Genomic DNA, 26,448 nt, shown 5'->3' with positions numbered 1-26,448 from the left:
GGCGGCTTCAGTCGAGCCACCCGAACCAACCGAGCGCCGCCGCGACGATTGCTTCCGGCGCATCCTCCTGCACCAGATGGCCTGCGCGCGGCACGGCCTGAAAGCGCGCCTGCGGAATCAGCGCGGCCAGACGACGGCCGCGCTCCAGCTCAATCCACCGATCCTCTTCGCCCCACAGAATCTGCGTCGGGCAGCGCAGTTGCGCATAGCGGGGTTCGACTTCGTCTGTATAGCGCTGATCCATTTGCGCGATCTGCCGGTAGAACGCGGCTTGCCCTGTTGCGCCGAGCCATGGCGTCACGTACGGCGCAAGCTCCTGATCTGTGATGTCGCGCGCGATCGCGCCGCGCACATACGCGTTGACCACCGCCTCGTGAATATAGGGCGGCAGCTCTGCAAAGGCATCGCCGTGGCGGCGCACATGCTGGACGAACGGCGAGCCCCACGGGGCGAGCGCGACCGGATCGATCAGCATGAGGCTGCGGTAGTCACAGCCGTTGATCAGATGCGCACGCAACGACGTGGCTCCGCCGAAGTCATGCGCGATCACATCCGGGCTCTTCAATTGCCAGTGCGCGAGCAACTCGGCGAGCAACTCATTCTGGACACCAAGAGACACGTCCTGGCCGTCGCACATGGCGGACTGCCCATAGCCCAGCAAATCGTAATAGTGGACCGTGCGGCGTTGCGCGAGATGTGGCGCGATGCGATGCCAGACATAGGATGAAAACGGTGTGCCATGCACCAGCACGAGTGGCGGGCCGGTTCCTGTCACGTTGAAGCGCACGCTTTGATCGCGGAACGTATAGGTTTGGGGTAGTGACCAGTCGTCCATGGCAGTGAGCGGTGGTGACGAAGTCTGCTTACGTTAGCAGGCCTCGCGATAGCATGCATGACGGTTTTGCGTGGTTTTGCGGCAGGCGCCGCGATGCACATGCAGACTCTGCTCGGCATAGCCACTCACGTCCCGCAAAAGCTCACCTTCAGATTGTTCAGCAAACCCAGGCAATTTGGCCGATAGATCTTTCATCGCGCTTGCACGCCAACCCGTCGACCGGTCACGCATGCATCATCTTTACGAATCGCGCATGAATGCCCTTGAATCAGGGCGATTTTGCGCGGTCACGGCTGGCAAAGCCTGGTAATCGCTGGTTGGCGAAGCTCCGCCGCATATGAACAAGCAAGCCGGATTAACGCACACTCCCCACATGCAGCGGCTTGCGAACGGTGAGGAAATCCGGGAGACGAGGCCTGTCGGTGTCTACTTCGCCTGCGTGCCGCGCAAGAGCTGCGATACCTGGCCATGCAAATGGAGTATCGCCGGATCGGCCTGCAGCAGCGGCAGATAACGTGGCAGGAAAGTATTGTTTGGCTGGTCGGGGGAGAAGAGGCCGGCAACGGCTTCGGCAGCGGCGATCCGGTCCGTGGCGTCGGCTTCCTTGTCGTCGAGAATTTCGTCGACGTTCGCGATGATCGTCGAGAGCGGCGTGAGCCAGCGGAAGCCCGTACCGTTGATCAGCACTTGCAGAAACGCCGCAGGCGTGACCGGGCCGAATTCTTTCTCGTATGACGCGCGCTCATGATCGAGTATCGCCTTATGCAGCGCCAGCAAAGGTCTGCGGATCTCCGAGAGGAATTGGGTGCATTGCTGGTCGTTCATGATGCGGCTCCTTCGGATAGTCGGTGCAGGTCTCGTCCATGCTAACAAAAATGCGGCGCCTGGGGCCGCTCCGGTGCCATTGCACACCAATGGCGGGGTCCAGGCGAAGTTCTTAATGCACGGCTACAATTCGCCGAACCCTCGCAGCCAATAGCGCGATGCCTGGCGTGCAGTTACGCGACGACGCCTTTGCAACGGCGCACATTGGCATCGCGCATTAGTCATTGCTGTCGAATAAACGCGGCGAGTCACTGCGTTTTGAACGCCGGTCATGACTAAACAGCGTGGCAAAAGATAACCCCACAAGGAGTCGATCATGACAACATTCAATATCAACGGCGAGACACATACCGTGGACGCGCCGCCCGACATGCCTCTGTTGTGGGTCCTTCGCGATCTCGTCGGCTTGACCGGCACGAAGTTCGGCTGCGGCATCGCTCAGTGCGGCGCCTGCACCGTTCATCTCGACGGCGTCGCGGTGCGCTCGTGCGTATTGCCGGCGGCGGCCGTCGGCGACAAGAAGATCACGACCATCGAAGCCGTCGGCAACACGCCCGCGGGCCAGAAGGTGCAGCAGGCGTGGCGTCAACTGGACGTGGTGCAATGCGGCTACTGCCAGTCGGGCCAGGTCATGTCGGCGGCCTCGCTGATTGCGAGCAACCCCAATCCTACCGATGCTGACATCGACGCGGCCATGGCGGGCAACATCTGCCGCTGCGGCACGTACAACCGCATTCGCGTTGCAATCAAGCATGCAGCGAAGGGAGTCTGATATGTCGCAAGGATTGCTCGATGCACAGAACGGCGCAACGTCCTCGCCCGAGGCAAACGGAAAGCGCGGCGTGTCGCGCCGCACGTTCCTCAAGCTGAGTGTGACCGTGGGCGCGGCGGCGGGCGGCGGGCTGCTGCTCGGCTTCAGCATGCCGGCCGTCAGTCAGGACCAGAAAGCCGGCAAGTCGGTGATTGGCGGCGACGCAAACGAAGCGGCGCAGAACGGCGTGTTCGCACCGAATGCGTTCATCCAGATCGATACAGCAGGCAAGGTCACGCTGGTGATTCCGAAGGTCGAGATGGGTCAGGGCGTCTATACGTCGATTCCAATGTTGATCGCCGAAGAACTCGAAGTGCCGCTCGACACAGTCACGCTCGACCACGCGCCGCCGGACGAGAAGCTCTTCACCGACCCGCTGCTCGGCGGCCAGCTCACCGGTGGATCGACGTCGATCCGCTATGCATGGGAGCCGATGCGCAAGGCAGGAGCCACCGCGCGCATGCTGCTTATCGGCGCGGCCGCGCAGCAATGGCAAGTGGACGCCGCGAGCTGCCATGCGAAATCCGGCCAGGTCATTCACGCAGCGAGCAATCGCAGCATCGGCTATGGCCAACTGGTGGATGCCGCGGCCAAACTGCCGGTGCCGCAGAACGTGCCGCTGAAGGACCCGAAGGACTTCAAGATCATCGGCACGGCCGTGAAGCGCCTCGATTCGCCGGAAAAAGTGGACGGCACCGCAACCTTCGGCCTCGACGTGCGACTACCCGACATGGTCTATGCGGCCATCGCTAATTGCCCCGTGTTCGGTGGCAAGCTTGCGAGCGTCGACGATACCAACGCGAAGAAAATCCCCGGCGTGCGTCAGGTCGTCAAGATCGACAACGCGGTCGCCGTGATCGGCGATCACACGTGGGCAGCCAAACGCGGGCTGCAGGCGCTCGACATCCAATGGAACGAGGGCGCGGACGCAAAGCTTTCGATGAAGCAGATCGTCGACGATCTGGCCAACGCGTCGCAACGCAACGGCGCGGTCGCACGCAAAGACGGCGACGTGGTGCACGCCTTTTCCAACGCGAAGACGCGAGTCGATGCCGTCTATCAGCAGCCGTTTCTCGCGCATGCCACGATGGAGCCGATCAACTGTACGGTGCATGTGCGCCCCGATGGCTGCGAAATCTGGCTCGGCTCGCAGGTGCCCACGCGCGTGCGCGACGCGGCGATGGCCGTGACCGGCTTGCCCGCCGACAAGATCGTCGTGCACAACCATCTGATCGGCGGCGGCTTCGGTCGCCGGCTCGAGTTCGATATGGTCACGCAGGCGGTCAAGATCGGCAAGCAGGTGTCGACGCCCGTCAAAGTGCTGTGGACGCGCGAAGAAGACATTCAGCACGACATGTACCGGCCGTACTACTACGACAAGATTTCCGCAGGCCTCGACGCAAACGGCAAGCCGCTCGCGTGGCAGCACCGGATCGTCGGTTCGTCGATCATGGCGCGCTTTGCGCCGCCTGCATTCAAGGACGGGCTCGATCCCGACGCGGTCGAAGTCGCGTCCGATCTGCCGTACGACTTGCCCAACCAGCTTGTCGACTACGTGCGCCAGGAGCCGCACGCCATTCCCACTGCGTTCTGGCGCGGCGTGGGCCCGACGCGCGGCACGTTCGTGGTCGAAAGTTTTATCGACGAACTCGCGGCCGAGGCCAAGGTGGACCCGGTCAAATACCGGCGCGATCTGCTCGGCAAGACGCCGCGCGCGCTGAACGTGCTCAACACTGCCACGCAGGCGGCCAATTGGGGCAGCGCGCTGCCGAAGGGGCAAGGGCGCGGCGTGTCGGTCATGCATGCGTTCGGCAGCTACTTCGCGATCGTCGTCGACGTCGCGGTCGATCAGGGCGAGGTGGCGGTCAAGCGCGTGGTGTGCGCGGTCGATTGCGGGATGGTCGTCAATCCGAACACCGTCGAAGCGCAGGTGCAAGGCGGCATCATCTTCGGCATTACGGCGGCGCTTTATAGCGAGATCACGATCAAGGACGGCCGCGTGGAGCAGAACAACTTCACGGATTACCGGATGCTGCGTATCGACGAGACGCCGCCTATCGACGTGCATATTGTGAAGAGCAGCGAGGCGCCGGGCGGCATCGGCGAGCCGGGAACAGCCGCGCTCGCGCCCGCGCTGACCAACGCGATTTTCGCAGCCACCGGCAAGCGGCTGCGGCAATTGCCGGTCGGCAGCCAGTTGAAAACCGCTTAACGGGAGCCCGACATGAAAAACACTCTGAAGGGTTTCGGTGCGGCGCTATGCGTGGCGTTGCCATTTGTGACCCAGACATCGCCGGCAAGCGCGGCGGCATCCGCAGCCGACCAGGCGCTCGTACAACGCGGCGCGTATCTGGCCAAGGCCGGCGATTGCGCCGCATGCCACACGGCGCCGAAAGGCAAGCCGTTCGCGGGCGGCTTGCCGATGAACACGCCGATGGGCCAGATCTACACCACCAACATCACGCCTGACCCGCAAACCGGCATCGGCAGCTATACGGAACAGGACTTTGCCCGCGCCATGCGCGAAGGTGTCGCAAAGGACGGGCATAACCTGTATCCGGCGATGCCGTATCCGTCGTATGCAAAGGTCAACGACGAAGACATGAAAGCGCTCTACGCGTTTTTCATGAGCGGCGTCGCGCCGGTGCAGCAGGCCAATCGCGAGTCCGACATCAAATGGCCGATGAACATGCGCTGGCCGCTGAAGCTGTGGAACATGGTGTTCCTCGAGAAGGGCGTGTACCAGAACAAGCCGGGCAAGGACGTCGCATGGAATCGCGGCGCGTATCTGATCCAGGGACTCGGGCACTGCGGCTCATGTCATACGCCGCGCGGCATCGCGTTCCAGGAGAAGGCGCTCGACGAAACAGGCAACGCGTTCCTGACTGGTGGTCTGCTCGACAACTGGAACGCGACGAACCTCACCGGCGAACATAACGTGGGCCTCGGGCGCTGGAGCGATCAGGACTTGCAGGCGTTCCTGAAGACTGGCGCGAATCGTCACGCTTCCGCATTCGGCTCGATGACGAGTGTGATCAACAACAGCACGCAGCACCTGAACGACGGCGATATCGCGGCCATGACGACGTATCTGAAGTCGCTGCCGGCGGTGGGCGGCAACGGTGCGCCGCCCTACAAGTACGATCCGCAAACGACGAAGGTGTCGCTCAATCGTCCCGCGAACGATGCCGGCGCGCGCGTCTACACCGCCTATTGCATGCATTGTCACGGTGTCGATGGACGCGGTTTTGCGCCGATGCTCGCGCCGTTGGCCGGCAATCCGAACGTGCTGGAAAAGGACGCGTCGTCGCTCATCAACGTGACGCTGAACGGCACCGAGGATCTCGTGATCGGCGGTATTCCCGCGCCGTATCCGATGCCGAAGTACGCGCCGGTGCTCAACGACCAGCAGATCGCCGACGTGCTCACGTTCGTGCGTGCCGGCTGGAACAACGGTGCGCCGGCAGTCACGGCCGCCGACGTGACGAAGCTGCGCAAGTCGACTCAAGCGGCGCGCTAGCTGTAGCGTAAAGCGTGAGCGCATGAAAAAGCGTCAACCGTCTTTCGGCGGTTGACGCTTTTTTCCATTCTGCGACGCACGCGGCTCGCGCGGTCTAGCGATGCTGTCCGACCTTTTGCCGCTTCTCCAGCACGCGTGCGTACCAGGTCAGCGGAAAGCACATCGCGAAGTAGATCATTGCGACCATCCCGTAGATCGGAAACGGCCGGAACGCTGCGTTCGTGATCATCGTGCCGGTCTTCGTCAATTCGGTGAAGCCGATAATCGACGCCAGCGCAGTGCTCTTGACCACCTGCACGAGAAAGCCGACCGTCGGCGCAACGGCGATTTTGAGCGCCTGCGGCCAGACGATATAACGCAACTGCTGGCTGAACGTCATGCCGAGACTCGCGCCGGCGGCCCACTGACCGCGCGGCACGGCTTCTACACAGCCTCGCCAGATGTCGACCAGATACGCGCTCGTGTAAAGCGTGAGCGTGACCGTGGCGGCGACCCACGGCGACACGTCCACGCCGAGGAGCGGCAGACCAAAAAACGCGAGAAAGAGTTGCATGAGTAGCGGGGTGCCCTGAAACACCTCCACATAGAGCACGACGATGCGGCGCAGCCACGCGAGCGGCGACACACGCATGGCGAGCAGGATCAGGCCAACGATGCCGCCGCCGACAAACGCGATCAACGAGAGCAGCACTGTCCAGCGCGCCGCCAGCAGCAGATTGCGAGCGATGTCCCACAGGGTGAATTCGACCATGATCAACGCTCCGCGGGCAGGGTGCGGGCGCCGCGCCACATCAGGCGGGCGCGCCAGCTGCGAGGCGCGCTGTCGGCGCCGCGCGCGGTGCGGCCCGCGAACAGGCCGCGTCCGAACCTGTTGAGGATTTGCCGCAGCACGATGGACAGCAGCAGATACGTCGCCGTGATGATCAGGTAGCTCTCGAACGAACGGAAATTGCGCGACTGGATGAAGTTGGCTGCGTAGGTGAGATCGGGAACGGAGATCTGCGACACCACCGCCGAGCCGAGCATCACGATCAGCACCTGGCTCAGGAGCGCGGGAAACACATTGGCGAGCGCCTGCGGCAGCACGATGTAGCGAAACACTTGCCGTCCGTGCAGACCGAGCGCTTGCGCGGCCTGAACCTGGCCGCGCGAAATGGAGTCGATGCCCGCGCGCACGATTTCGATTGCGTAGGCACCCAGGTTGACGGTCATCGCCAGAATCGCCGCCTGTATTTCGTCGATATGAACGCCGAGGCTCGGCAGGCCGAAGAACACGAAGAACAACTGCACGATGAACGGCGTATTGCGGATCAGTTCCACATAGCTCGCCACGACCCAGCGCGCCCATTTTGGTCCGGCCACCGCGACGCTCGCGCCTGCGATGCCGACGACACCGCCGAGCAAGGTCGAGATCGCCGTGAGTCCCAATGTGACGGCAACACCGCGCGCGAGCATCCCCGCATAGAGGCCGAAGCCGCTGAAATCGAACGCATAGGTCATGGCGTGGCGCTCATCGTGAAGTCAAACTCCGTACAGGAAATTCAGAGGTCGGCCGGCAACGGCGTGCGCAGCCATTTCTGCGAAATCGCGTTCATGGTGCCGTCCTTGCGGGCCTTGGCTATGGTTTCGTCGACTTTCTGCTTCAGACGCGGCTCGTTCTTGTTCAAACCGACGTGATCCGGCGAGCTGAAAAGCGAGAACTTCTGCTCGGGATCGTTCGCGGGATGACGCGCGAGAATCGTGGCGCCGACGTCGTTGCCGACGACCATCAACTGTACCTGACCAGAAAGAAACGCCGAAATTGCTCCGTTAGGATTGTCGAAACGTTTGATGTTCGCGCTGGGCGGCGCAATCTTCGTCACGCTCAGGTCTTCCAGTGTGCCGCGCGCGACCGAAATGGACTTGCCTGCCAGATCGGCGGCGTTTTTCACCGGCAATGCTTTCGGGCCGAACACGGCAAGGTAGTACGGCGCGTACGGCTGCGAGAAGTCGATCACCTTCTCGCGCTCGGGCGTCTGACCGACCGACAGCAGCATGTCGGCCTTGCGGTCCGCGAGGTACGCCATGCGGTTGTCGCCCGTCACCTGCACCAGTTCGACCTTGGCGTTGAGCGCGCGGCCGATCAGATTCGCGACGTCGATGTCATAGCCCATCGGCTTCATGTCCGGCCCGATCGAGCCGAACGGCGGATAGTCCATGAACACCCCAATGCGCACGGTGCCCGATTTGGCAATGCTGTCGAGCGCATCGGCATGAGCGGCCGGCGAGAACGCGCTGAGCGCGCCAGCGCCGGTGAACGCGAGCGTTGCGGCCAGCGTGGCGAATGCGCGGCGCGCTGTCGATCGAACGGGCTTGAGTTGATTCATGAGCTGATTCATGGTCTGTCCTCTGTCGAGTGTGTGCAACTGTTGTGTTGGAATGCGATTGATATCACTGCACCGCGCGCGCGGCGATCAGCTTGCACGCGTGCGGCGGCAGTTCGGCCAGCACCGGCATGCCGAGCGCAAGGCCAGGTGTTTCGCGCGGCGTGGTTGCGGCAGTCAGCGTAAAACCGGCGCAATCTATCGTCGCCTCAAGCGAGGCGCCCACGTCGCGGATGAACGTGACCGTACCGGCCAGCCGGTTTGGGCCCGCGGCGGCGGTCGCGGATTTTACGCAGACGTCCTCGGGACGTATCAGCAAGCGGATGTCGCTCGTGGACTCCGGAACGCGAGCCGCCTGCGACACCGCGATGCGCACGCCGCCCGGCAGACTGACCGCGCCCGCGCCGTCGTAAGTGACCGGCAGGATATTGCCCAGTCCGATAAAGTCGGCCACGAACTCGCTGACCGGATCGCGATAGATGTCGAGCGGCTTGCCGACCTGAGCGATGCGGCCTTTTTCCATCACGACGATTTCATCGGCCATCGTCATTGCTTCGCGCTGGTCGTGCGTGACCATGATCGTGGTGATGCCGAGGCGCTGTTGCAGCAGGCGGATTTCAACCTGCATCGCTTCGCGCAGTTTGGCGTCGAGCGCGGAAAGCGGTTCGTCCAGAAGCAGCAATTTCGGCTGCGACGCGATCGCACGCGCAATCGCCACCCGTTGCCGCTGACCGCCGGAAAGCTGGGTGACCGGCCGGTTCGCCATGTGCGGCAACTGGATCAGTTCGAGCAGTTCGGCGATCCGGCGCGCCTGTTCGGGCTTCGGCGTCTTACGCAGCTTCAGCGGATAGGCGACGTTTTGCGCGACGCTCATGTGCGGAAAGAGGGCAAGCGACTGGAACACCATGCCGAAGTCGCGCTGATTGGCCGGCACACGCGTGATGTCGCGGCCCGCGAATTCGATGCTGCCCGAGGTCGGCGTTTCGAGGCCGGCGATCATCCGCAGCAAGGTGGTTTTGCCGCAGCCGGACGGGCCGAGAAAGCACACGAGCTTGCCGTCCGGCACGCTCAGATCGACGCTGTCGACAGCATAGGCCGCGCCGAAGCGCCGGGTCACGGCCTGCAAGGTCAGATGAGTCATCGAATGCTCCAGCAAGAAGGCGTCGGAAAAACACGAGCGGTCACAGCGCAACCCCTTCGTCGCCGATCAGCTTTTCGAGCAGCCAGATCAGCGCGAAATCGATCGCGACGATAAACACCGCGAAGCAGAACACGGTCGGATCGAGCGACGACACCGTGCGGCTGTAGAGCCACACCGGCAAGGTCATCGTGTCGATGGTGTACAGGAAGAACGTCACGGTGAATTCGTTGAACGACACGATGAACGCGAACAGCATGCCGGCGAGAATGCCAGGCCGCATCAGCGGCAGGATCACGTCGACGAGCGCGCGGGCCGGGCTCGCGCCCATCACGCAGGCCGCTTCCTCGAACTCGGGACCAATCGAGGCGACCGACGCCGCGCAGTTTTTCACCGTGAAGGGCAGGGCCAGAATCACGTGCGCGATGATCAGGCGGAAGACGCCGAGTTCAACCGGCAGCACGTTGAAAACAAGCAACAGCGACAGGCCCAGCATCACGAGCGGATAGACGAGCGGCAGCGCGACCAGTTGCTCGACCGCCGGTTTGCCGTGAAAGCGATAGCGGCTGAGCGCGTAAGCCGCGGGCACGGAGACGAGCGTCGCGATCAGCATGGTCGACAGCGCGACGATCAGGCTCGTGCTCAACGCGGCGCCCATCGAAAGTGAACTGGTTGCGTCCGGCGACACGAAGCTTTGCCATGCGGCGCGATACCAGTGCAGACCGTACGCGCGCGGCGGGAATTCGAGCGTGTCGGCCGCGCTGAACGACATCGTGATCATGGTGAGAATGGGCAGCGCGGCGACGAACAGCACGATAGCCGCGAGCAAGGCCGTGGCCTTGCCGAGCTGACCGGGCAGAGCGTTGGATAGACGCGGCCAGCGGGGCGGCGGCGACGCGCGATGCAGGCGCGCACTCGGGATGGGCGTGCTCATGCGTGGGGCTCCTCGGCGAGACGTTGCGTGCGGCGCACGAGTCGTTGTGAAAGCGCCATCACGGCGAGCGTCGCGATCATCAACACGACACCGGATGCCGACGCGGCCGGCCAGTTCAGCAAAGGCGCGACCTGATCGTGAACCAGTACCGCGAGCATCGGCACGCGGCGCCCGCCGAGCAAAAGCGGCACGGCAAACGCGCTGGCGTTATAGGCGAACACGAGTAGCGCGCCCGACACCAGACCCGGCATGGCGAGCGGCAACAGGACATGCCGCAGCGTTTGCCAGCGCGTCGCGCCGAGCGTCGCCGCGGCTTCCTCGAATGAACTGGAGACGGCGCGCATGGCACTCGAAAGCGGCAGCACGGCAAGTGGAAACGCCGTCTGGATCAGGCCGAGCAGCACGCCGTTTTCACGGTACAGCCACATCAACGGACGATGCATGAGACCGCTGCCGAGCAGCGCATGATTCAGCAAACCAGCCGGGCCGAGGATGATCAGCCAGCCATAGCCTTGCAGCAGCAGATTGACGAGCAGCGGCAGCAGCACGCCTGCCAGCAACAGCCGCCGCGCGAGACGCGACTTGGTGCGCGCCATCGCGAGCGCGACCGGAATTGCCAGCAGCACCGCGCAGACCATGCTCTGGAACGCGAGCTTCAATGTGAGCCACAACGACCGCATGAAGTAGCCGTCCAGCAGATCAGCGTAGTTCTGCAGCGTGAAGCCATGCCATTCGTTGCCTTGCGTGCCGAAGCTCATGCGTAGCACGACGAGCGCCGCCGCGCCGAGCACCGCGAGAAACAGCAGGATCGGCGCGAGCAGCAGCCATGGCCGCGCCTTCTGCGCGGCGCTGGCCGCAGGCGCGTCGGGTCCTGCGGCGTCGGGTTTTGCGTTCAGTGCCGCGCGGGACGCGGCGCCCATGCCAGGCGCCGCCTCGTGAGCCGTAGCATCGGAGGAGGCCGCTGAAGCACGCCGCGAGAAGCGCGCGGGCATCGTCGTCATGCCGAAAAGATTTCGGTGTAGCGCTTGATCCACGCAGGCTGCACGGCGGCGAGCGCCTTGTCGTCATGCAGTACGGCTTTCTCGGCGATCTGCTGCGCGCTCGGCACGAACGCGCGACTCTCGGCAGGAATCACCGCTTTCGAATTGACCGGGCCGTTGAGCACGTCGGCGGCCATGCGGCCTTGCACGCCAGCATCGAGCGAATGGTTGATGAAGGCGTGGATGAGATCGATGTCGCCGGGATGCGATTTCGGGATCACGGTGAACATCAATTGCGTGGCGAAGCCTTCTTTCATGCCGTACGTCACGCCCATCTTGTATTCGGGCTTGCGGATCTGAGCGGGGAAAAACGCCGGCGAATAGATGCCGCCAATATCGAGCGAGCCGGTGCGAAAGAGATCGGCCACCTGATTCGGATTTTCACCGAGCGTCATAACGTGGTCTTTCAGTTGCATCAGTTTCTTGAAGCCGGGCTCGATGTTCTGCTGGGAGCCGCCGTTCATCTTCGCGGCGATGATCGCCAGGTCGACCGCTTCGGCCCATTCCGGCGGCGGCAGGAACAGGCGGCCGGCGTATTTGGGGTCCCACAGCGCTTCATACGACGACGGCGCAGTTTTCACCGTCGACGTGTTGTAGATCAGACCGTCGGACCACAGCAGGTAGCCAATGCCAAAGCCGTTCGCGCCAGTGCGGTATTGCGGCGCCACTTCTTTCAGGTTGGGCAGCTTGTCGAGATCGGGCTTCATCAGCAAGCCCGCGTCGCCGAGACCTGCTGCGCCCACGCCCGCGAGCGTGATGACGTCGTAGGTCGGGCGCTCGCCCGCAGCCTTGACCTTCGCGACCATGCCCGAGGTGCCGTCCGCTCGGTCGGCGATCACCTTCGCGCCGGTCTTCGCGGTGAACGTCGCGGCGATGTTGCGCAGCGCAGCCGCGCCCGTGTCGTCCGACCACGTCAGGAGCCGCAGCGTTTTGCCGCTGAAGTTCTGCTGCTGCGCGCGCAGATTGACGAACGGCATCGGCAACGTGGACGCCGCGAGCGCTGCGCCAATCGTCTTGATGGCCTGCCTTCTGCCCCGTTTGATCTCTTGCATGGCGGTCTCCCTGTGTTGAACGCCTGTTGCCTGGTGATAATCGCTGTGACCGCTGCGGCCGCATGGCACCGTTGGTTGGCGTTGGCGGATGCGTACTGTTGATGCACTCTAGGTTTGCCAAAATCCGTCAACAAACGAAATATGTGCATGGAGGGCATGACGTAATCTCATGCCGGGCACGTCTCGCGAAGTGCCGGGAGCGCGCCACGGGATCCGCTCGAAGGTTGAGCCACCGGCGCATTCGGGTTAACGTCCATGCTTTTCCGCACTCTGCGCCTGTCCGTAGGTATGAGCAAAGCTCGGTTCTGGTGCGCCGTGGGGGCCTCGTGCCCCGCTGCAGTGCGCGCCGCGCACCTTCGGCGCGTGTTTCGATCGATGCATGAGCGCAACGCATGGCGCCACGCGTTGCCACGACTCGTGCGGCGACGCGCGATCGCGTATCCTGTGGGCAGGCGACGAGCGTCGATATCGATCCTTCTCGCCGCACCCAATGATTTTTTCTAATCCGGATACCTGTTACTTCGATGCGACGCCTTCCGCCGCTCAACGCGCTGCAGATTTTCGAAACCGTTGCGCGCCACCGCAGCTTCACGCGTGCCGCCGATCATTTGTGCCTCACGCAAGGCGCGGTGAGCCGGCAGATCATCGCGCTGGAGGACTACTACAAGTTTCCGCTCTTCAAGCGCCACGCGAAAGGGCTGACGTTGACCGCCGAAGGCGAGTTGCTGCTGCCGGCGGTGAAGGAAAGCTTCGCGCGAATCGAAGAGATTTCGCTGCGCTTGACGCGCCAACGCACGGACCTCGCGCTGAAGGTGCCCACTTGCGTCATGCGCTGGATGCTGCCGAAAATCATGCGCTTTCAGGCCGAATATCCGGACCTGCATGTGCAGATCACCACGACATGGCAGCACGACGTCGACTTCCAGCTCGAACCGTTCGATGCGGCGATCATTTATGGCTCGTCGCCCGGTGCTGATGTGCAGGCGGTGCCGTTATTCGAGGAGCGTCTCACGCCCGTGTGTGCGCCCGATCTGTTGAAGGACAAGCCGCTCGCGGCCGTCGGGGATCTCGCGCGGCATACGCTGTTGCATCCCACGCGCGATCATCGTGACTGGAAAATGTGGCTTGCCAAGGTCGCCGAAGCGGACACGGCAAATACGCGCGAGATCGACGCCGAGCACGGGCCGAGCTTCGACACCCTCGACATGGCAACCAACGCCGCGTTGCAGGGCTTCGGCGTGGCGATCAGCGACCTGGCGCTAATCGACGAAGACGTGGCCGCGAGGCGTCTCGTGCGGCCTTTCGATATGGTCCTCAAAACGGGTTGGCGCTATTACTTCGTGTATCCCGATTCGGTTGCGCACCAGCAGAAGCTGAATCTCTTTCGCGACTGGATCGCCGCGCATTGGGAAGAGTAGGTGTCGATGTTCCGCGCGTTTGAAGGCGGAGCGGTAGAGCGCAAACCTTACGGCGCGAACGACAGAAACAGATATGCGGCGAAGAGCGACAGGTGCACCGCGCCCTGAAGGATCGTCGTGCGTCCTGTGCTCAGCGTCAGTGTGCCGACAATCAGCGTAAGCACGAGCAGCACGGTCTCCTTGCCGTCGAGGCCGAGCACGAGAGGTTGCCCCGTCGTCAGGAATACGGCCGCCACGGTTGGAATGGTCAAGCCGATACTCGCGAGCGCGGAGCCGAGCGCCAGATTCAGGCTGTTCTGCAAACGGTCGGCGCGCGCCGACCGCACGGCGGCGAGGCCTTCCGGCAGCAACACCAGCGCGGCGATGATGATGCCTACCACCGCCGGCGGCGCGCCGGCATTCTGAACCGCTGTCTCCACGACCGGCGACAACACTTTCGCGAGCAGCACCACCGCGACGAGGCACACCACTAGCAAGCCGCCGCTCGTAAGCGCGAGTCCGGCGCTGGGCGGCTCGGCGTGCACGTCTTCGTCCGGCACGTCGGCGAGAAAGTAATCGCGATGGCGAACCGTCTGCACGAATACGAACACGCCGTACAGCACTAGCGACGACACGCCGGCGAAAGCAAGTTGCGACGGCGACAGCATCGGGCCGGCGCTCGTCGTCGTGTAGTTCGGCATGACGAGGGTCAGCACCGATAAGGACGCCAGCACGGCGAGAGCCGCAGCCGCGCCGCGGCTCTGAAAATCCTGCTCGCGATGGCGAATGCCGCCCACCAGCAGGCACAGTCCGACGATCCCATTGCAGACGATCATGACCGCGGCGAACACGGTATCGCGTGCCAGGCCGGCTTTCTCGGGGCCGGACGTCAGCATGACGGAGACGATCAGCGCGACCTCGATTACGGTCACGGCGACAGCGAGCACTAGCGTGCCAAACGGCTCGCCGACGCGGTGCGCGACTACTTCAGCGTGATGCACTGCCGTGAACACCGCGGCGCAGAGCGCGATACCCACTAGCACGAGCAGTAACTGGTTGCCCGGCAACGCGTAGGCCGCGCCCAGTACGATCCACGCAACCAGCGGCACGGCGAGAGTCCAGCGGGGCAAGACGGTCGGCGGATTGGCCATCGGGCTTCCTTTTGTCTGGTACTTGTTCGTGAATCGTGCGACGAGGCGGGCTTTGGAAACGGGAGCGACGAATTAAACCGATGCGTTAGCAGGATGGTGCAACGGTCTGGATGGTAGAGCTTTTTGTCAGGCGCGGGGAAGGTTTGTTGATGGCGGCGCGGGTTCTGGCAGCGCGAGATTGCCACGCTGGAGGCCGCGCTGGAATGGCTTGGTCGGGATTGCCGACTGCGAACCGCTACACGTCAAAATGCAGCGACGCCTGCCAGGAGAGTTGCTCGAACCTGTTACGCCCGGCAGAGTGCCAACGTCAGGCAACTCGACGCCGGCACTCGCCTATATTGCTGCCGGCGCCACGTAAGCGCCGGCTTCTGCTCGTTACTGGCCGACCGGACGAACCGTCAATGCGTTCTTCACCGACGTCACGCCGGCCACGCCTTGCGCCGCTTGCGTTGCGATGTCGACTTGCGACTGGTCAGGCACCGTGCCGGCCAGCGTCACAGCACCGCCGCGTGCGCGCACGTTGATGTTCGCGACGCTCAAGCCCTTGGTCTTGGCGAGCGCGCTACGGACCTTGCGTCCGAGCGCACGGTTGGCAGCCTTGGCCTGCTTGCCCGTTGCCGCCGACGACGCCGCGGTTGCCGGTGCTGACGCCGCCGCGTCGCTGCTTTGTGCGGATGCGTTGAGCGATGCCAATACGATCAGCGCGCCGCCGACCATCTTCATTGCCGTGGATGCTTTCATGCGAGTTTCTCCTTGTCGTGAATATGCTCGTCCCCTGGCGGAGACCATGTGTTGCACTACGGGTACAGCGGAATCAAATCGGAAGGACGTTACTGCGGGTCTTGCAAATGCTTGAGTCTGGCGAGCTCATCGCGGCTGCTTCGACGGGCCGAAGCCCGCGTGAGCCGGCGCAGGCTTGCTTGGGGCCGGAAGCAAACGATACTCCAATTGGTTCCATGGTGAACGCGACGGTGCCCGGAATGAGGCTTTGCTACAACGGTGAAGCCATGATGAGCAAAGCTTTGCTGCATATCCGTGCGGGCTGGTGTAGGCCGTGGCGTCCCTTGGTCCCAGAGAGTGGACTAACCGTGGACTAACCAACCGTCAGCCCGCGGCCGAGCCAACGCATCAATCACTGCAACAAACAACGCATTCAAAAAAGGCACGCTGCATGAGCAAATCATTGCTTCCCATCATCCCGTTGTCGCGTAACGATTTGCCCGTGGGGGCGGCGGACCTCGCGCGTTTCATGATCGGCAAATACCTCGTGCACGATGTGCCCGAAGGGCGTATGAGCGGTCGCATCGTCGAGACCGAGGCATATCCGGTAGGCGATTCGACCAGCCATGCCTTCATCGGACGCCGTCCATACAACGGCTCGATGTTTCTCGCGCCCGGCTACGCCTACGTGCGGCTCACCTACGGGCTATCGTACATGCTCAATATGTCTGCCGAAGCGGAGAACGTCGGCGCGGGCATTCTGATTCGGGCGATAGAGCCGCTCGAGGGCCTGCCGCTGATGGAAGCGCGCCGCCCCGGCGTGCCGCTGCGCGACCTGGCGCGCGGACCCGGCCGTCTCACTATGGCGTTGGGCATCGGCCAGTCCTTCGACGGCCACGACCTTTGCGGCGGGCGTGAGCTGTGGATCGGTGTCATCGAAAAAGGTGATGTGCCGGTCGGTGTGACGACACGCATTGGCTTGTCCCGGGAAACGCATCGGCCGCTGCGCTTCTTCGAGCCGGGCAGCGCGTTCGTCAGCGGCCCGCGCAAACTGCTTCTCGCACCTCACGCAGATCTCGGCGGCAATTCGCAAATTTGACCGTCTCGCGTCTACGGACCTCCCGGATAAGTACCGCAGCTCCGGAAGACCGGAACGCAAGCGTGGCACGTCGGCGAAATTATTACGGCAACGATGCAAGCAGCATTTCGTGTGGCGGCAATTCAGTTTGACTTTTTCGATTACGACAATTATGTATCTCACAATTAGGGGTTTTCCCTTGGTGCCGCGGTGACTAGACTGGAATCACTCGCTTCCACACGGTGTGGCAAGCAGCAAATAAAACCAAGTCTGGAGGTAATAATCATGAAATCGCTTATCAAGGCAGTCGCCATTGCAGCCGTTCTCGCCGCTCCGGTCGCATCGTTCGCTCAATCGAGCCAGCAACCCGTGACGCGTGCCGAAGTCCGCAACGAGCTGATCCAGTTGGAACAGGCAGGTTACAACCCGGCAGTCAGCAATGACCCGAACTATCCGGCCGACGTCCAGGCCGCCGAGCGTCGCGTCCAGGCGCAAAATCCTGCAATTGCGCAAACCCAATTGCCGGTTGCCGACACCAGCGGCTACGGCGGCGTGGCGAATGGCTCGTCGCAATCGGGCGGCGTGCGTGAGCCCATGACCGGCCCGAAGTCGGTTTATTTCGGCAACTAAGGTTGGCAACTGAGTTTCCAACTGAGTTTCGGCAACCAGGCCGCGTCGGCAGAATCAACTAGTTGAGTCTGCAACCGGCCGGTCAGTTTCTTACGGCCGCAGAGCGTTGGATTCATCAAGCGCGATCCGCTGCTGCCGCAAGCATTGCAAGTCTGGATGGGAGCAGGAGAGCGCGCCGCTAGAACCGGCGGCGCGCCGGTCTCCCAGCCGGGATTGAAATACCGAATCACGTGGTTCTGACACGTTGGGCGGGCTAGCGCAAAGACTCAAATCCGTGGCCTATACCCGTCAGTCGGCGCCGTGGCCGCATGCGCTAGCGAGGCGGGTAGCTGGCAAAGCGTTGCGCGGTGTCACATACCGCCCAGGAATTCACAGGAACCTCCGCTGCCGCAAGGTAGCTTGGCCCAACCGTTCAGCGATTGGGCTTTTTTTGCGGCTCGTACATGCGGCAGGCGCGGCGCGTCAGGGACGCTCGCCGTGAATATAGAACTCGAGTTGCTGAATGGTGAACTGCTGTTCGGCGATGATGTTCTTCACGAGGTCGCCAATCGACACCATTCCCACCAGCCTGTCGTTTTCGATCACCGGCAAGTGGCGCATACGCCGCTCGGTCATGAGCGCCATGCAGTCGTCGGTGGTCTGCTCGGGGCGCACGAAGCGCACGGCTTTGCTCATGATCTCGCGCACCGGCGTGGCCTTCGATGACCGGTCCATCAACACGATCTTGCGCGCGTAATCGCGCTCGGTGACGATCCCCGCGATGCTGTCGCCGTCCGTAACGACGAGCGCGCCAATGCCTTTCTCAGCCATCAGCTTGATCGCTTCGTACACGGAGTCGTCGGCCCGTATCGTGTAGACGGTCGTGTTGTTCGGTTTGGTTTTAAGAAGCTGTGCAACGGTTGTCATGGAGCGGCTCCGTTTCGCGGTGCAGCACGCCGGCGCGGCGGCTGTCGAGGACCAAGCAATTCCAGTATAGGCGCGAGACGCCAGCGAGTGTGTTCGGGAATACCTGGAGCGCGCGAAGCGTTTACTTCGGGTAGTGCGGCCTCACACTGTTGCACTTGCGGTGCGTCGCGCGCTTCGCTGGTGCAAGATCCGTGCGCCATGCATGGGCATACGGTGTGGTCGGCCGATTAGCGGTAAACTCCTGTCCGTACCTTATCCCCGGTTTCATCGGGTTCATGTTCAGCACCTTTGTCTAACGCCATGCTCACGTCTCACGATCCGTCGCCCGCAGTAGACGGCGCCATCAACGGCGAATGCGTCGTTCTCGACGCCACCGCCACGCTTCCCACGCGCTACGGCACGTTCACCTCTTACGTGTTTCGCGTGGTCGAAAGTGGCGCCGAACATCTTGCTCTCGTGATGGGCGACGTCGCGAACAGGTCTTCGGTTCTGACACGTTTGCACTCCGAATGCCTGACGGGCGACGTGCTCGGCTCCTACCGCTGCGACTGCGGCGAGCAGCTCGATCTGGCGCTGCGCTATATCGCTGCCGAAGGCTGCGGCGTGCTTCTGTATCTGCGTGGGCACGAAGGCCGAGGCATCGGTCTGTCGAACAAGATCCGCGCTTATGCGCTGCAGGAGCAGGGCCGCGATACCGTCGAGGCCAATCTCGATCTCGGTCTGCCGGATGACTCACGCGAATACGACTCGGCGGCGGGCATTTTGCGGACGCTGAAAGTGACCTCGGTCCGCCTGATGAGCAACAACCCCGAAAAGTTCGACACGCTGTCCAAACACGGCATTCCGGTCTGCGAACGCGTCGCGCTCGCCATTCCGATGCGCGAGGAAAACGAGCGCTATATCCGCACGAAGCAGCTTAAGTTCGGGCATTACTTTGATGAGAATGAGTAGGCGGAAATCGGTATTTATGCGTAGTTGTGTGCGGTGAGAACGCCCGGGATTGCGGGCGAAAGCGATGGCCTTTGGTGGCTAATTTCCAAGCACGAGACCGAGGGGCTTCATTACGAGAATCGCGAGCCTTCAGCCTTGCATCATGCGGCGAATGTAGTCCTCCCGTTCCTCGTCATTCCTGTACAGGTGATACGGGTAAGCAAGAGGGTGGTCGTCGATGCCTGCGGCGATCGCCGCGTCCCTGTCCTGCAGCGAGGCGTTCTCCTTAGCCGCCATCCGGTTCGCTATGAGCCTTGACCTGGCCGCCCCCTGCAAAACTCACTTTATTCTCACGACGACCTTGCCCCTGGCGCGTCCCTGGGCCAGGTATTCGAGCGCTTCCTTCGCCTGCTCAAACGGAAACACCTTGTCGATCACTGGACGAAGCTGTTCCGACTTGAGGAGTCCGCCAATTTCAGAGAGTTGCGTTCCATCGGGGCGCACGAAGAGAAATGAATAGGCTACATCCCGCTTCTTCGCGAGCCGCTTGATCTTGCGGCTCATTAGCCCGAATACCAACCTCAGAATGAAGTTCAGCCTGCGGGCGCGGGCGAACGCTGCGTCCAGCGGCCCGACGAGCGACACGATCTTGCTCCCCGGTTTGAGGATGCCTATGGATTTCTCAATCGCATCGCCTCTGATGGTGCCAAGCACAACGTCGTAGCCGCCCAGAACTTTCTCGAACTCCTGCTTCTTATAGTCGACAACGTCGTCTGCACCCAGACTGGTTACCAGTTGTACGTTGCCCGTACTGGTTGTCGTTCCCACCCGGGCACCGAAGTGCTTTGCGAGCTGGATCGCAAACGTGCCAATGCCGCCGGACCCGGCAGGAATGAAAACTTTCTGGCCAGCTTGAAGATTAGCGCGCTCTTTCAACGCCTGCCACGAGGTGAGCCCGACCATCGGAACGGCCGCGGCCTGCACAAAATCGAGGTTGACCGGCTTCGACGCAGCAACGCTCTCCGGCACCGCCGCGAATTCAGCGATTGAGCCCCTGCCGAGATCGAAAAGGCTGGCAAAGATTGCATCGCCCGGCTTGAAACGCGTCACGTTGCTGCCGACCTCAGCCACCACGCCGGCAACATCGCTGCCCAGCGTAGCGGGCAACTCGAACTTGAGGACTGGCTTGAACGTCCCCGACGGAATCATGTTGTCGATTGGATTCAACCCCGCCGCGTGGACCTGGACCAACAGTTCATCAGGCTTGAGCGTGGGGCGGGGCACTTCGGCGAACCCGATTTCGGGTGTCTTGCCGTAGCGTTTAAAGGTGAGCGCTTTCATGGTGTTCCAGATCCAGTGTCGGGTACCTGTCGCCGGCCGCGATGTCTTCAATCATCAATGGCGAGGACTTGGCCCCCACACGGTCGATGCCCCGACCGCCCGCGGGCCCCGTGCCTGTGAGGATGAGCCTGCGCACCAGGTCCGGCGCCTTTAGCGCCACGTCCTGCGCGACGGAACCGCCGAGCGAAAAGCCGAGCAGATCGACCTGACTGAAACCCATCGCGCGAATCAACGCGATCGTGTCGCGCGCCATCTCGTCCACGGTCACGGGCGCGCGGCCGCCAGATAGCCCGATGCCGCGATAGTCGATGGCGATGATGCGATGCTTGCGGGCCAGGCCATCGACGATGCGCGGATCCAAGTTGTCCGGCACGGCGCCCCAGTTGTTGAGCAGGATCAGCGGAATGCCGCCACGCGGGCCAAGCTCGCGGTATGCGAAAGTGGTTCCGGCCGCCCAGACATGGTTGTTCTGTGCGCGGGCATAGGACGTTGCCGACTGGCTAACCCTGCCGGTCGAGTCGATCGTCTGCAACGCGCGCGAGCGTCGTGTGTGCATGATAGTCATCGAGCTACATCTCAAGAACTGAGCCGGGGTATCCGTCGATAAGGCATGGCTGGCTTTCGGGTAAAACAGAAGCCGCAGTGTTCAGGCTTCTGAACGATAGCGATCGGCCGCGTGCGCTTGTCGAATGTCCGACAGGAGCCCTTGACGCGCGCCATCCAGCGCGTCCCAGCGGCCGGCCACATGCAGCGGCGGGATGGTGACCAGTTCGCGGCGGTCGAAGCCGACGAGCGCCGCGTCAACCAGTTCGCCGACCTCCATCACCTCGGCAAGCGAATTGACGTCAATGCCGGCGCGCTCCCAGATCTCCGTACGGGTCGCTGCCGGCAGCACCGCCTGCACGTAGACGCCGCTAGGCGACAACTCGAGGTGCAGTCCCTGCGACAGGAACAGCACGAACGCCTTGGTGGCGCCATAGATCGTCATGCCAAACTCGGGCGCGAAGCCCACCACCGAGCCAATGTTGACGATCGCGCCTGTGCCCGCCTGGACAAAGCGCGGAGCGACTGCGGCTGCCAGCCGCGTCAGCGCGGTGGTGTTGAGCGTGATCAGGCGTTCGATTCCCTCAGTGGTCTGTTGCAGGAAGCCGCCCGACTGGGCCATTCCCGCGTTATTGATCAGGATACCTATGCGAGCGTCCTCCCGCAGACGAGTCTCGACTGCTGCCAGGTCCCCCGGCTGGGTCAGATCAGCCTGCAACACTTCGACGGCAACACCGCTTTGTTCACGCAGGCGTGCGGCCAGCGTATCGAGGCGTGCCTTGTCGCGTGCGACGAGCACAAGGTCGTGGCCGCGGCGTGCGAAGCGCTCGGCGTAGATGGCACCGATGCCGGAGGATGCGCCGGTGACGAGAACAGTCGGAAGCGTGGTCATGAGTGGTTTCCTTCGAATGAGCGGTTTGGATGCGGGAGCAAGCGCTGCGCGCCTCGCGCGGTGATGGGTGGGTAATCGGTGTAGCCCGCGGCGCCGCCACCATAGAGCGTGGCGAAATCGGGCTGAGCCAGCGGGGCGCCGGTCTTCAGGCGTTCGACCAGATCGGGATTGCTGATGAAGGCACGGCCGAACGCGAACAGGTCTGCGGTGCCATGACAAAGCGATTGGCAAGCGTCAGGCGGCCAAGGGCGTAGGGCTCGAAGGGCGTCGTTCCGGTCATGTCGGTCAGTTTCTGGGTTGTCAACGGAAGCAATAATGACGGTCATAATCAAACGTGTCAAGGTTTTGATGATGATCGACATCAATGTATAATCGAGCCATCGAACACATGAACCACTGTGGTCACGAAATGAAGATCACCAAGGCACAGGCGCAGGCCAACCGGGAACGCGTCGTCGAGACGGCGTCAAGGCTGTTTCGGGAGCGCGGCTATGATGGAGTGGGAGTTGCGGATCTGATGGCAGCCGCTGGCTTCACGCACGGTGGCTTTTACAAGCAGTTCGGCTCCAAGTCCGATCTGATGGCGGAATCGGCGGCCTGCGGTATCGCGCAGACCGTGGCGCTGAGCGCGGGTGTCGACGCACCTGAATTTGTGCGGTACTACCTTTCCCGCGAACACCGCGACGCCCGCGCGACCGGTTGCACGATGGCTGCGCTGGGTGGGGATGCCGCGCGTCAGTCGGACGCAGTTCGGGCCGAGTTTGCGGCCGGTATCGAGAGCCTGCTGACTGTGCTCTGCGCTGAAGGCAGTGCCGTGGACGGTGGGCACGCAGGCCAGGCGCGAGCCCGTGCCCTCGACATGCTGGCGCATGCGGTCGGTGCCATTGTCGTGTCGCGCGCCTGCCCCGACGATTCGCCGTTGGCCGACGAAATCCTTGCGGCGTGCCGCGACCAGATTCTGGCGTCAATGAGCCCATCGACGACCGCGGGCGAAGCACCGTAAGGGCATTGGCCGGTACCGGTGCAAGCTCCGCGATCTGTCGCCGTGTGCGTTCTCGGTGGACGGAAGCCAAGCCCGCATGTGCGCGTTCGCCTGGCCGTTGAGCCACCGCGCGAAAAGCAGAGGGCAGATGCGAGAAATTTCTGTGCTGACTGAAAACGCGTGAAAAAATCCCGCCGGGCGGAGTGGCCGGCGGGCCCCGAGATCCGAACCTCGGTGACAAGTCCGGATGGTTCGGCAGGAGAACGAACTACGATGGCTGGACCAACCGCTTGGCCCTCCCGCTGCGCTCCCCTGGTATGAAGCTGTCAGACACTGCAAAGCATCCATCATGCGATCCGGGCTTGCGACTCTCGATCGCTGGACTCATGCCTTGACAAATTGCAGGCCGCCGAAATTCTGGATCGTGGGAATGTCTACTTTCGTGTACGTGCCGATCTGGGTAACCGGTGCGACCACGATACTCGGGCTGGCGAAGCCGCCGCCATAAGCAGCATTGACGTTTCCAAAGTTGTAGTTGCTGCCGCCGCGTACAGCGGACAGAGCCTTGGCGGACAGTTCTTCGCTGTGGGCGATATCTTTAATGGTCAGCGACGTCATGATAGGTCTCCTGGGGCTGTTTCAGTGTTTCGGTTTAAAGAGTACGGTTCGACGTGTAAGCGGGGAGAGCGCACCTCTATGGGATCGAACGGCATCCGATGTGAGCGCGACTCTCCGCGGCGCTTAACTCACGCCTTGGCAAACTGCAGGCCGCCGAAGTTCTGGATCGTGGGAATGTCTACTTTCGTGTGCGTGTCAGTCTGCGTGACGGGCGCCACCACGACGCCCGGGCTGGCGAAGCCGCCGCCATAAGCAGCATTGACGTTTCCAAAGTTGTAGTTGCTGCCGCCGCGTACAGCGGACAGCGCCTTGGCGGACAGTTCTTCGGTGTGGGCGATATCTTTGATGGTCAGCGAGGTCATGGTAGGTCTCCTGGGGCTGTTTCAGTGTTTCGGTTTAAAGAGTACGGTTCGACGTGCAAGCGGGGAGAGCGCACCTCTATGGGATCGAACGGCATCCGCTGTCAGCGCGACTCTCCGCGGCGCTTAACTCACGCCTTGGCAAACTGCAGGCCGCCGAAGTTCTGGATCGTCGGGATCTCGACTTTCGTGTACGTGTCAGTCTGCGTGACGGGCGCCACCACGACGCCCGGGCTGGCGAAGCCGCCACCGTAGGCAAGGTTGAGGTTTCCTGCGTTGTAGTTGCTGCCGCCGCGTACAGCGGACAGCGCCTTGGCGGACAGTTCCTCGGTATGGGCGATATCTTTGATGGTCAGCGAGGTCATGGTAGGTCTCCTGGGGCTGTTTCAGTGTTTCGGTTTAAAGAGTACGGTTCGACGTGCAAGCGGGGAGAGCGCACCTCTATGGGATTGAACGGCATCCGCTGTCAGCGCGACTCTCCGCGGCGCTTAACTCACGCCTTGGCAAACTGCAGGCCGCCCAAGTTCTGGATCGTCGGGATCTCGACTTTCGTGTACGTGTCAGTCTGCGTGACGGGTGCCACTACGACGCCCGGGCTGGCGAAGCCGCCACCGTAGGCAAGGTTGAGGTTTCCTGCGTTGTAGTTGCTGCCGCCGCGTACAGCGGACAGCGCCTTGGCGGACAGTTCTTCGGTATGGGCGATGTCTTTGATGGTCAGTGAGCTCATGGTAAATCTCCTGTGAGGGTCTTCGGTCTGGATGGAAGAGCACTATTTGTCGCGCTCACAGGGGTATTTGCATAGGGTGTGCCAACGTCAATTGTGCAAGGCTGTGATTGGCATTTAACCTGCTGAATTTAAAGGGAAAAATAAAATCGCCCGCGGAATTTTTCATGCGGTTGCGGGGCGCGAGCCAGCAAAAGGTGTCGTGGGATAGCAAACACGTTTTGGCCAAGTGTCTGCCTTGAGAGAACGCCGCCCATTCAGGCGCATTTATTCGTTCGAATGACGGGGCTCGTCAGTTAGTTGACGCGATATCTGACGTACTTGGACCTGCGGCTGCGACAGCTTTAAAGCGCGGTGGTGACGTTCGGAGAAACTAAGCCAAGGCGATCTCGCGGCGTTTCTCGCGACGACGCGCAAGCCGCCCACCATGACTGCTGGCGACAGGCTCGCTGAGCGGCGCCGATATTTATTGTGTCCAAGGCCACCGCTGAGGCCGTCATATCAGCGCAACAACACCGCTTAAAACAAACCAAAATCATCGTTGCTATCGGGAATCGCATTGAGCAGATCCCGAAGCGCACGCCAGCCCACCAGTGCCGATAAAGTCAGCACGAGCGCGAGCAAGCCGCTCGCACGACTGGGCATTCTTCTCGCCTCGCATCTCAAGGGGCAGGTCGACATCTCCATGCTCCTCGATCAAACGTTCTGTGCCGCGTTCTGCGGCACGATAGCCGCTAACGCCTGCGTCAACGTAGTGGGACCGAATCGCCGTTCACTAACCCCCGTTTGCACGTCGATGCGCCCCGCGTTGTGCGCGTCGTAGAGATCCACGATGAGCCGCGCGTGCTGCTCGCCCAAGCCTGCGCCTTCGAGCATCGCGGCCCATTGCTCCCGCGGCACCGCGTGCGGCACGACAGGCCGGCCGGACAGTTTGCCGATAATGCGCGCAACGTCTTTCACACTGACGCGCTCTTCACTTTCTATGCTCACCACGCGAGGCGAACGCTCACGCGGCTCGCCGTCGAGCAGCAATTGAGCCGCCAGCGCGCCGACATCCTGCGCAGCCACAGTAGGAAAGCGCTTTTCGAGCGGATGATGCAGGCTCGGCAACACGCCCTTGGACAATGCGAGCGGCAGTACACGCGCCCAGTTGTGCATATGCTCGGCCGCGCGTAGGAACGTCAACCGGGTGTCGACGGTACCGAGCTGGGTTTCGAGGTAGTGGAAAAGCGTCGTGATGCCCGTTCCGCTCGCCTGCTCGGCGCCATAGTCCGAAAGCGCGAGTACGTGCAGCGGCGGATTTGCGCGCAACGCTTCGACGCTCACATCGATCATGTCGCGCATCGCGTTTGCCGGGTCGTCGTCATGGCGCGGCAGCGGGCACACGATCTGCACCGCGCGCGCGTTTTCCAATGCGCGAGCCACCGCAGCCCGGTCGTGCAAATCCGCGACCGCGACATCGCAGCCGATTCGCTCGAACGCATCGGCCTGCGCCACGCTATGAACCACGGCGCGCACTTCGCGGCCGGCGCGTCGCAACGCGGCTACGCTCACTTTGCCGACATTGCCGCCGGCTCCAAAAATCACGAACATGAGGTGCTCCTTACCGGATCGTCATGAGAGGAGCATAAGGACGCACCCAGCGCAAAGCGCGCACGC

General features: G+C 62.4%; 29 protein-coding genes and 2 pseudogenes. 8 read left to right on the top strand and 23 right to left on the bottom strand.

Features of this window, described 5'->3' with window-relative positions; all coding sequences use genetic code 11:
* Positions 1 to 7 precede the first annotated feature (7 nt).
* Entirely contained in the window at positions 8 to 835 is an 828-nt protein-coding gene (locus tag BCA01S_RS25450; RefSeq protein ID WP_027779337.1) for an alpha/beta fold hydrolase, read from the bottom strand.
* A 426-nt stretch (positions 836 to 1,261) separates the two neighbouring features.
* Positions 1,262 to 1,660, bottom strand: a complete 399-nt coding sequence (locus tag BCA01S_RS25445; RefSeq protein WP_027779336.1) for a hypothetical protein — start codon at positions 1,658 to 1,660, stop codon at positions 1,262 to 1,264.
* Between the two features lie 316 nt (positions 1,661 to 1,976).
* Between BCA01S_RS25445 and BCA01S_RS25440 the strand changes: the two genes are divergently transcribed.
* The 3 genes from BCA01S_RS25440 to BCA01S_RS25430 are packed head-to-tail and all read left to right on the top strand — an operon-like array spanning position 1,977 to position 5,991.
* Positions 1,977 to 2,432: a (2Fe-2S)-binding protein gene (locus BCA01S_RS25440; RefSeq protein ID WP_020070414.1), complete on the top strand. Its 456-nt coding sequence runs from the start codon at positions 1,977 to 1,979 to the stop codon at positions 2,430 to 2,432.
* Position 2,433: 1 nt separating this feature from the next.
* Positions 2,434 to 4,683, top strand: a complete 2,250-nt coding sequence (locus tag BCA01S_RS25435; RefSeq protein WP_027779335.1) for a xanthine dehydrogenase family protein molybdopterin-binding subunit — start codon at positions 2,434 to 2,436, stop codon at positions 4,681 to 4,683.
* A 12-nt stretch (positions 4,684 to 4,695) separates the two neighbouring features.
* On the top strand, positions 4,696 to 5,991 hold the full coding sequence (locus tag BCA01S_RS25430; protein WP_027779334.1) for a cytochrome c: 1,296 nt from the start codon (positions 4,696 to 4,698) through the stop codon (positions 5,989 to 5,991).
* A 94-nt stretch (positions 5,992 to 6,085) separates the two neighbouring features.
* Here the strand turns inward: BCA01S_RS25430 and BCA01S_RS25425 are convergent, their stop codons facing one another.
* The 7 genes from BCA01S_RS25425 to BCA01S_RS25395 all read right to left on the bottom strand — a co-directional run bounded on the left by BCA01S_RS25425 (position 6,086) and on the right by BCA01S_RS25395 (position 12,518).
* A complete protein-coding gene (locus BCA01S_RS25425; RefSeq protein ID WP_027779333.1) occupies positions 6,086 to 6,742 on the bottom strand; it encodes an amino acid ABC transporter permease in 657 nt (218 codons plus the stop codon).
* Between the two features lie 2 nt (positions 6,743 to 6,744).
* Positions 6,745 to 7,491 carry an amino acid ABC transporter permease gene (locus BCA01S_RS25420; RefSeq protein ID WP_027779332.1) on the bottom strand — a complete coding sequence of 249 codons (747 nt, stop codon included), beginning with the start codon at positions 7,489 to 7,491 and terminating at the stop codon, positions 6,745 to 6,747.
* A gap of 41 nt (positions 7,492 to 7,532) precedes the next feature.
* Complete coding sequence (locus tag BCA01S_RS25415; protein ID WP_027779331.1) at positions 7,533 to 8,357, bottom strand: transporter substrate-binding domain-containing protein; 825 nt, start codon at positions 8,355 to 8,357, stop codon at positions 7,533 to 7,535.
* 64 nt (positions 8,358 to 8,421) lie between these two features.
* Positions 8,422 to 9,495: an ABC transporter ATP-binding protein gene (locus tag BCA01S_RS25410; protein WP_027779330.1), complete on the bottom strand. Its 1,074-nt coding sequence runs from the start codon at positions 9,493 to 9,495 to the stop codon at positions 8,422 to 8,424.
* Positions 9,496 to 9,535: 40 nt separating this feature from the next.
* On the bottom strand, positions 9,536 to 10,426 hold the full coding sequence (locus tag BCA01S_RS25405) for an ABC transporter permease (RefSeq protein ID WP_027779329.1): 891 nt from the start codon (positions 10,424 to 10,426) through the stop codon (positions 9,536 to 9,538).
* Entirely contained in the window at positions 10,423 to 11,346 is a 924-nt protein-coding gene (locus BCA01S_RS25400; protein ID WP_425176886.1) for an ABC transporter permease, read from the bottom strand. The genes BCA01S_RS25405 and BCA01S_RS25400 overlap by 4 nt, the downstream gene beginning before the upstream one ends.
* A 77-nt stretch (positions 11,347 to 11,423) precedes the next feature.
* Complete coding sequence (locus BCA01S_RS25395) at positions 11,424 to 12,518, bottom strand: ABC transporter substrate-binding protein (RefSeq protein ID WP_027779327.1); 1,095 nt, start codon at positions 12,516 to 12,518, stop codon at positions 11,424 to 11,426.
* A 524-nt stretch (positions 12,519 to 13,042) separates the two neighbouring features.
* Here BCA01S_RS25395 and BCA01S_RS25390 point away from each other — a divergent pair.
* Positions 13,043 to 13,936 (top strand): LysR substrate-binding domain-containing protein, encoded by an 894-nt coding sequence (locus BCA01S_RS25390; RefSeq protein ID WP_027779326.1) that lies wholly within the window; start codon positions 13,043 to 13,045, stop codon positions 13,934 to 13,936.
* A gap of 47 nt (positions 13,937 to 13,983) precedes the next feature.
* Here the strand turns inward: BCA01S_RS25390 and BCA01S_RS25385 are convergent, their stop codons facing one another.
* Both BCA01S_RS25385 and BCA01S_RS25380 read right to left on the bottom strand, forming a co-directional pair.
* A complete protein-coding gene (locus BCA01S_RS25385) occupies positions 13,984 to 15,066 on the bottom strand; it encodes a calcium:cation antiporter (protein ID WP_027779325.1) in 1,083 nt (360 codons plus the stop codon).
* A gap of 375 nt (positions 15,067 to 15,441) precedes the next feature.
* Positions 15,442 to 15,807, bottom strand: coding sequence for a BON domain-containing protein (locus BCA01S_RS25380; RefSeq protein ID WP_020070427.1), 366 nt, complete (start codon positions 15,805 to 15,807; stop codon positions 15,442 to 15,444).
* A gap of 430 nt (positions 15,808 to 16,237) precedes the next feature.
* Here BCA01S_RS25380 and BCA01S_RS25375 point away from each other — a divergent pair, with 430 nt between their 5' ends.
* Both BCA01S_RS25375 and BCA01S_RS25370 read left to right on the top strand, forming a co-directional pair.
* Complete coding sequence (locus BCA01S_RS25375) at positions 16,238 to 16,885, top strand: DNA-3-methyladenine glycosylase (RefSeq protein WP_027779324.1); 648 nt, start codon at positions 16,238 to 16,240, stop codon at positions 16,883 to 16,885.
* Positions 16,886 to 17,149: 264 nt separating this feature from the next.
* Positions 17,150 to 17,494: a DUF4148 domain-containing protein gene (locus BCA01S_RS25370; RefSeq protein WP_027779323.1), complete on the top strand. Its 345-nt coding sequence runs from the start codon at positions 17,150 to 17,152 to the stop codon at positions 17,492 to 17,494.
* Between the two features lie 462 nt (positions 17,495 to 17,956).
* Here BCA01S_RS25370 and BCA01S_RS25365 read toward each other — a convergent pair whose 3' ends face one another.
* Positions 17,957 to 18,400: a CBS domain-containing protein gene (locus BCA01S_RS25365; RefSeq protein ID WP_027779322.1), complete on the bottom strand. Its 444-nt coding sequence runs from the start codon at positions 18,398 to 18,400 to the stop codon at positions 17,957 to 17,959.
* A gap of 300 nt (positions 18,401 to 18,700) precedes the next feature.
* On the opposite strand from BCA01S_RS25365, the gene ribA reads away from it, so the two are divergent.
* Complete coding sequence (gene ribA / locus BCA01S_RS25360) at positions 18,701 to 19,351, top strand: GTP cyclohydrolase II (protein ID WP_027779321.1); 651 nt, start codon at positions 18,701 to 18,703, stop codon at positions 19,349 to 19,351.
* 129 nt (positions 19,352 to 19,480) lie between these two features.
* On the opposite strand, the gene BCA01S_RS35315 is transcribed toward ribA, so the two are convergent.
* From BCA01S_RS35315 to BCA01S_RS37355, 5 genes and pseudogenes are all read right to left on the bottom strand, one after another.
* The gene (locus BCA01S_RS35315; protein WP_156955088.1) at positions 19,481 to 19,627 is read right to left on the bottom strand and encodes a hypothetical protein; all 147 of its coding nucleotides are present in this window, start codon (positions 19,625 to 19,627) and stop codon (positions 19,481 to 19,483) included.
* 42 nt (positions 19,628 to 19,669) lie between these two features.
* The gene (locus tag BCA01S_RS25350) at positions 19,670 to 20,671 is read right to left on the bottom strand and encodes an NADP-dependent oxidoreductase (protein ID WP_027779320.1); all 1,002 of its coding nucleotides are present in this window, start codon (positions 20,669 to 20,671) and stop codon (positions 19,670 to 19,672) included.
* A 40-nt stretch (positions 20,672 to 20,711) separates the two neighbouring features.
* Positions 20,712 to 21,227: pseudogene (locus tag BCA01S_RS35310) on the bottom strand (alpha/beta fold hydrolase); the annotation flags it as partial.
* Positions 21,228 to 21,317: 90 nt separating this feature from the next.
* Entirely contained in the window at positions 21,318 to 22,106 is a 789-nt protein-coding gene (locus BCA01S_RS25340; RefSeq protein ID WP_027779319.1) for an SDR family NAD(P)-dependent oxidoreductase, read from the bottom strand.
* Positions 22,103 to 22,321, bottom strand: a pseudogene (locus BCA01S_RS37355) (hypothetical protein); the annotation flags it as partial. The pseudogene BCA01S_RS37355 and the gene BCA01S_RS25340, both read right to left, overlap by 4 nt.
* A gap of 194 nt (positions 22,322 to 22,515) precedes the next feature.
* Here BCA01S_RS37355 and BCA01S_RS35305 point away from each other — a divergent pair.
* A complete protein-coding gene (locus BCA01S_RS35305) occupies positions 22,516 to 23,109 on the top strand; it encodes a TetR/AcrR family transcriptional regulator (protein WP_042319414.1) in 594 nt (197 codons plus the stop codon).
* 363 nt (positions 23,110 to 23,472) lie between these two features.
* Here BCA01S_RS35305 and BCA01S_RS25325 read toward each other — a convergent pair whose 3' ends face one another.
* The 6 genes from BCA01S_RS25325 to BCA01S_RS25300 all read right to left on the bottom strand — a co-directional run bounded on the left by BCA01S_RS25325 (position 23,473) and on the right by BCA01S_RS25300 (position 26,382).
* A complete protein-coding gene (locus tag BCA01S_RS25325; protein ID WP_027779317.1) occupies positions 23,473 to 23,706 on the bottom strand; it encodes a hypothetical protein in 234 nt (77 codons plus the stop codon).
* Positions 23,707 to 23,834: 128 nt separating this feature from the next.
* Positions 23,835 to 24,068: a hypothetical protein gene (locus BCA01S_RS25320; protein WP_027779316.1), complete on the bottom strand. Its 234-nt coding sequence runs from the start codon at positions 24,066 to 24,068 to the stop codon at positions 23,835 to 23,837.
* Positions 24,069 to 24,196: 128 nt separating this feature from the next.
* Positions 24,197 to 24,430 (bottom strand): hypothetical protein, encoded by a 234-nt coding sequence (locus BCA01S_RS25315; protein WP_027779315.1) that lies wholly within the window; start codon positions 24,428 to 24,430, stop codon positions 24,197 to 24,199.
* 128 nt (positions 24,431 to 24,558) lie between these two features.
* Positions 24,559 to 24,792, bottom strand: a complete 234-nt coding sequence (locus BCA01S_RS25310; protein ID WP_027779314.1) for a hypothetical protein — start codon at positions 24,790 to 24,792, stop codon at positions 24,559 to 24,561.
* A 516-nt stretch (positions 24,793 to 25,308) separates the two neighbouring features.
* The gene (locus BCA01S_RS39175; RefSeq protein WP_255218482.1) at positions 25,309 to 25,434 is read right to left on the bottom strand and encodes a hypothetical protein; all 126 of its coding nucleotides are present in this window, start codon (positions 25,432 to 25,434) and stop codon (positions 25,309 to 25,311) included.
* A 51-nt stretch (positions 25,435 to 25,485) separates the two neighbouring features.
* Positions 25,486 to 26,382 carry an NmrA family NAD(P)-binding protein gene (locus tag BCA01S_RS25300; protein ID WP_027779313.1) on the bottom strand — a complete coding sequence of 299 codons (897 nt, stop codon included), beginning with the start codon at positions 26,380 to 26,382 and terminating at the stop codon, positions 25,486 to 25,488.
* Between the last annotated feature and the right edge of the window lie 66 nt (positions 26,383 to 26,448).

The sequence above is a fragment of the Paraburkholderia caledonica NBRC 102488 genome (assembly GCF_000685095.1).
GTDB lineage: Bacteria > Pseudomonadota > Gammaproteobacteria > Burkholderiales > Burkholderiaceae > Paraburkholderia > Paraburkholderia caledonica.
The sequence above is the reverse complement of the archived record's forward strand: the minus strand, read 5'-3'. Positions and strand labels throughout refer to the sequence as shown.

Bases quoted from the DNA above. Each gene is read 5' to 3' on its own strand.
- BCA01S_RS25450 (WP_027779337.1), bottom strand. From the start codon at position 835: ATGGACGACTGGTCACTACCCCAAACCTATACGTTCCGCGATCAAAGC.
- BCA01S_RS25445 (WP_027779336.1), bottom strand. From the start codon at position 1,660: ATGAACGACCAGCAATGCACCCAATTCCTCTCGGAGATCCGCAGACCT.
- BCA01S_RS25440 (WP_020070414.1), top strand. From the start codon at position 1,977: ATGACAACATTCAATATCAACGGCGAGACACATACCGTGGACGCGCCG.
- BCA01S_RS25435 (WP_027779335.1), top strand. From the start codon at position 2,434: ATGTCGCAAGGATTGCTCGATGCACAGAACGGCGCAACGTCCTCGCCC.
- BCA01S_RS25430 (WP_027779334.1), top strand. From the start codon at position 4,696: ATGAAAAACACTCTGAAGGGTTTCGGTGCGGCGCTATGCGTGGCGTTG.
- BCA01S_RS25425 (WP_027779333.1), bottom strand. From the start codon at position 6,742: ATGGTCGAATTCACCCTGTGGGACATCGCTCGCAATCTGCTGCTGGCG.
- BCA01S_RS25420 (WP_027779332.1), bottom strand. From the start codon at position 7,491: ATGACCTATGCGTTCGATTTCAGCGGCTTCGGCCTCTATGCGGGGATG.
- BCA01S_RS25415 (WP_027779331.1), bottom strand. From the start codon at position 8,357: ATGAATCAACTCAAGCCCGTTCGATCGACAGCGCGCCGCGCATTCGCC.
- BCA01S_RS25410 (WP_027779330.1), bottom strand. From the start codon at position 9,495: ATGACTCATCTGACCTTGCAGGCCGTGACCCGGCGCTTCGGCGCGGCC.
- BCA01S_RS25405 (WP_027779329.1), bottom strand. From the start codon at position 10,426: ATGAGCACGCCCATCCCGAGTGCGCGCCTGCATCGCGCGTCGCCGCCG.
- BCA01S_RS25400 (WP_425176886.1), bottom strand. From the start codon at position 11,346: ATGGGCGCCGCGTCCCGCGCGGCACTGAACGCAAAACCCGACGCCGCA.
- BCA01S_RS25395 (WP_027779327.1), bottom strand. From the start codon at position 12,518: ATGCAAGAGATCAAACGGGGCAGAAGGCAGGCCATCAAGACGATTGGC.
- BCA01S_RS25390 (WP_027779326.1), top strand. From the start codon at position 13,043: ATGCGACGCCTTCCGCCGCTCAACGCGCTGCAGATTTTCGAAACCGTT.
- BCA01S_RS25385 (WP_027779325.1), bottom strand. From the start codon at position 15,066: ATGGCCAATCCGCCGACCGTCTTGCCCCGCTGGACTCTCGCCGTGCCG.
- BCA01S_RS25380 (WP_020070427.1), bottom strand. From the start codon at position 15,807: ATGAAAGCATCCACGGCAATGAAGATGGTCGGCGGCGCGCTGATCGTA.
- BCA01S_RS25375 (WP_027779324.1), top strand. From the start codon at position 16,238: ATGAGCAAATCATTGCTTCCCATCATCCCGTTGTCGCGTAACGATTTG.
- BCA01S_RS25370 (WP_027779323.1), top strand. From the start codon at position 17,150: ATGAAATCGCTTATCAAGGCAGTCGCCATTGCAGCCGTTCTCGCCGCT.
- BCA01S_RS25365 (WP_027779322.1), bottom strand. From the start codon at position 18,400: ATGACAACCGTTGCACAGCTTCTTAAAACCAAACCGAACAACACGACC.
- ribA (WP_027779321.1), top strand. From the start codon at position 18,701: ATGCTCACGTCTCACGATCCGTCGCCCGCAGTAGACGGCGCCATCAAC.
- BCA01S_RS35315 (WP_156955088.1), bottom strand. From the start codon at position 19,627: ATGGCGGCTAAGGAGAACGCCTCGCTGCAGGACAGGGACGCGGCGATC.
- BCA01S_RS25350 (WP_027779320.1), bottom strand. From the start codon at position 20,671: ATGAAAGCGCTCACCTTTAAACGCTACGGCAAGACACCCGAAATCGGG.
- BCA01S_RS25340 (WP_027779319.1), bottom strand. From the start codon at position 22,106: ATGACCACGCTTCCGACTGTTCTCGTCACCGGCGCATCCTCCGGCATC.
- BCA01S_RS35305 (WP_042319414.1), top strand. From the start codon at position 22,516: ATGAAGATCACCAAGGCACAGGCGCAGGCCAACCGGGAACGCGTCGTC.
- BCA01S_RS25325 (WP_027779317.1), bottom strand. From the start codon at position 23,706: ATGACGTCGCTGACCATTAAAGATATCGCCCACAGCGAAGAACTGTCC.
- BCA01S_RS25320 (WP_027779316.1), bottom strand. From the start codon at position 24,068: ATGACCTCGCTGACCATCAAAGATATCGCCCACACCGAAGAACTGTCC.
- BCA01S_RS25315 (WP_027779315.1), bottom strand. From the start codon at position 24,430: ATGACCTCGCTGACCATCAAAGATATCGCCCATACCGAGGAACTGTCC.
- BCA01S_RS25310 (WP_027779314.1), bottom strand. From the start codon at position 24,792: ATGAGCTCACTGACCATCAAAGACATCGCCCATACCGAAGAACTGTCC.
- BCA01S_RS39175 (WP_255218482.1), bottom strand. From the start codon at position 25,434: ATGCCCAGTCGTGCGAGCGGCTTGCTCGCGCTCGTGCTGACTTTATCG.
- BCA01S_RS25300 (WP_027779313.1), bottom strand. From the start codon at position 26,382: ATGTTCGTGATTTTTGGAGCCGGCGGCAATGTCGGCAAAGTGAGCGTA.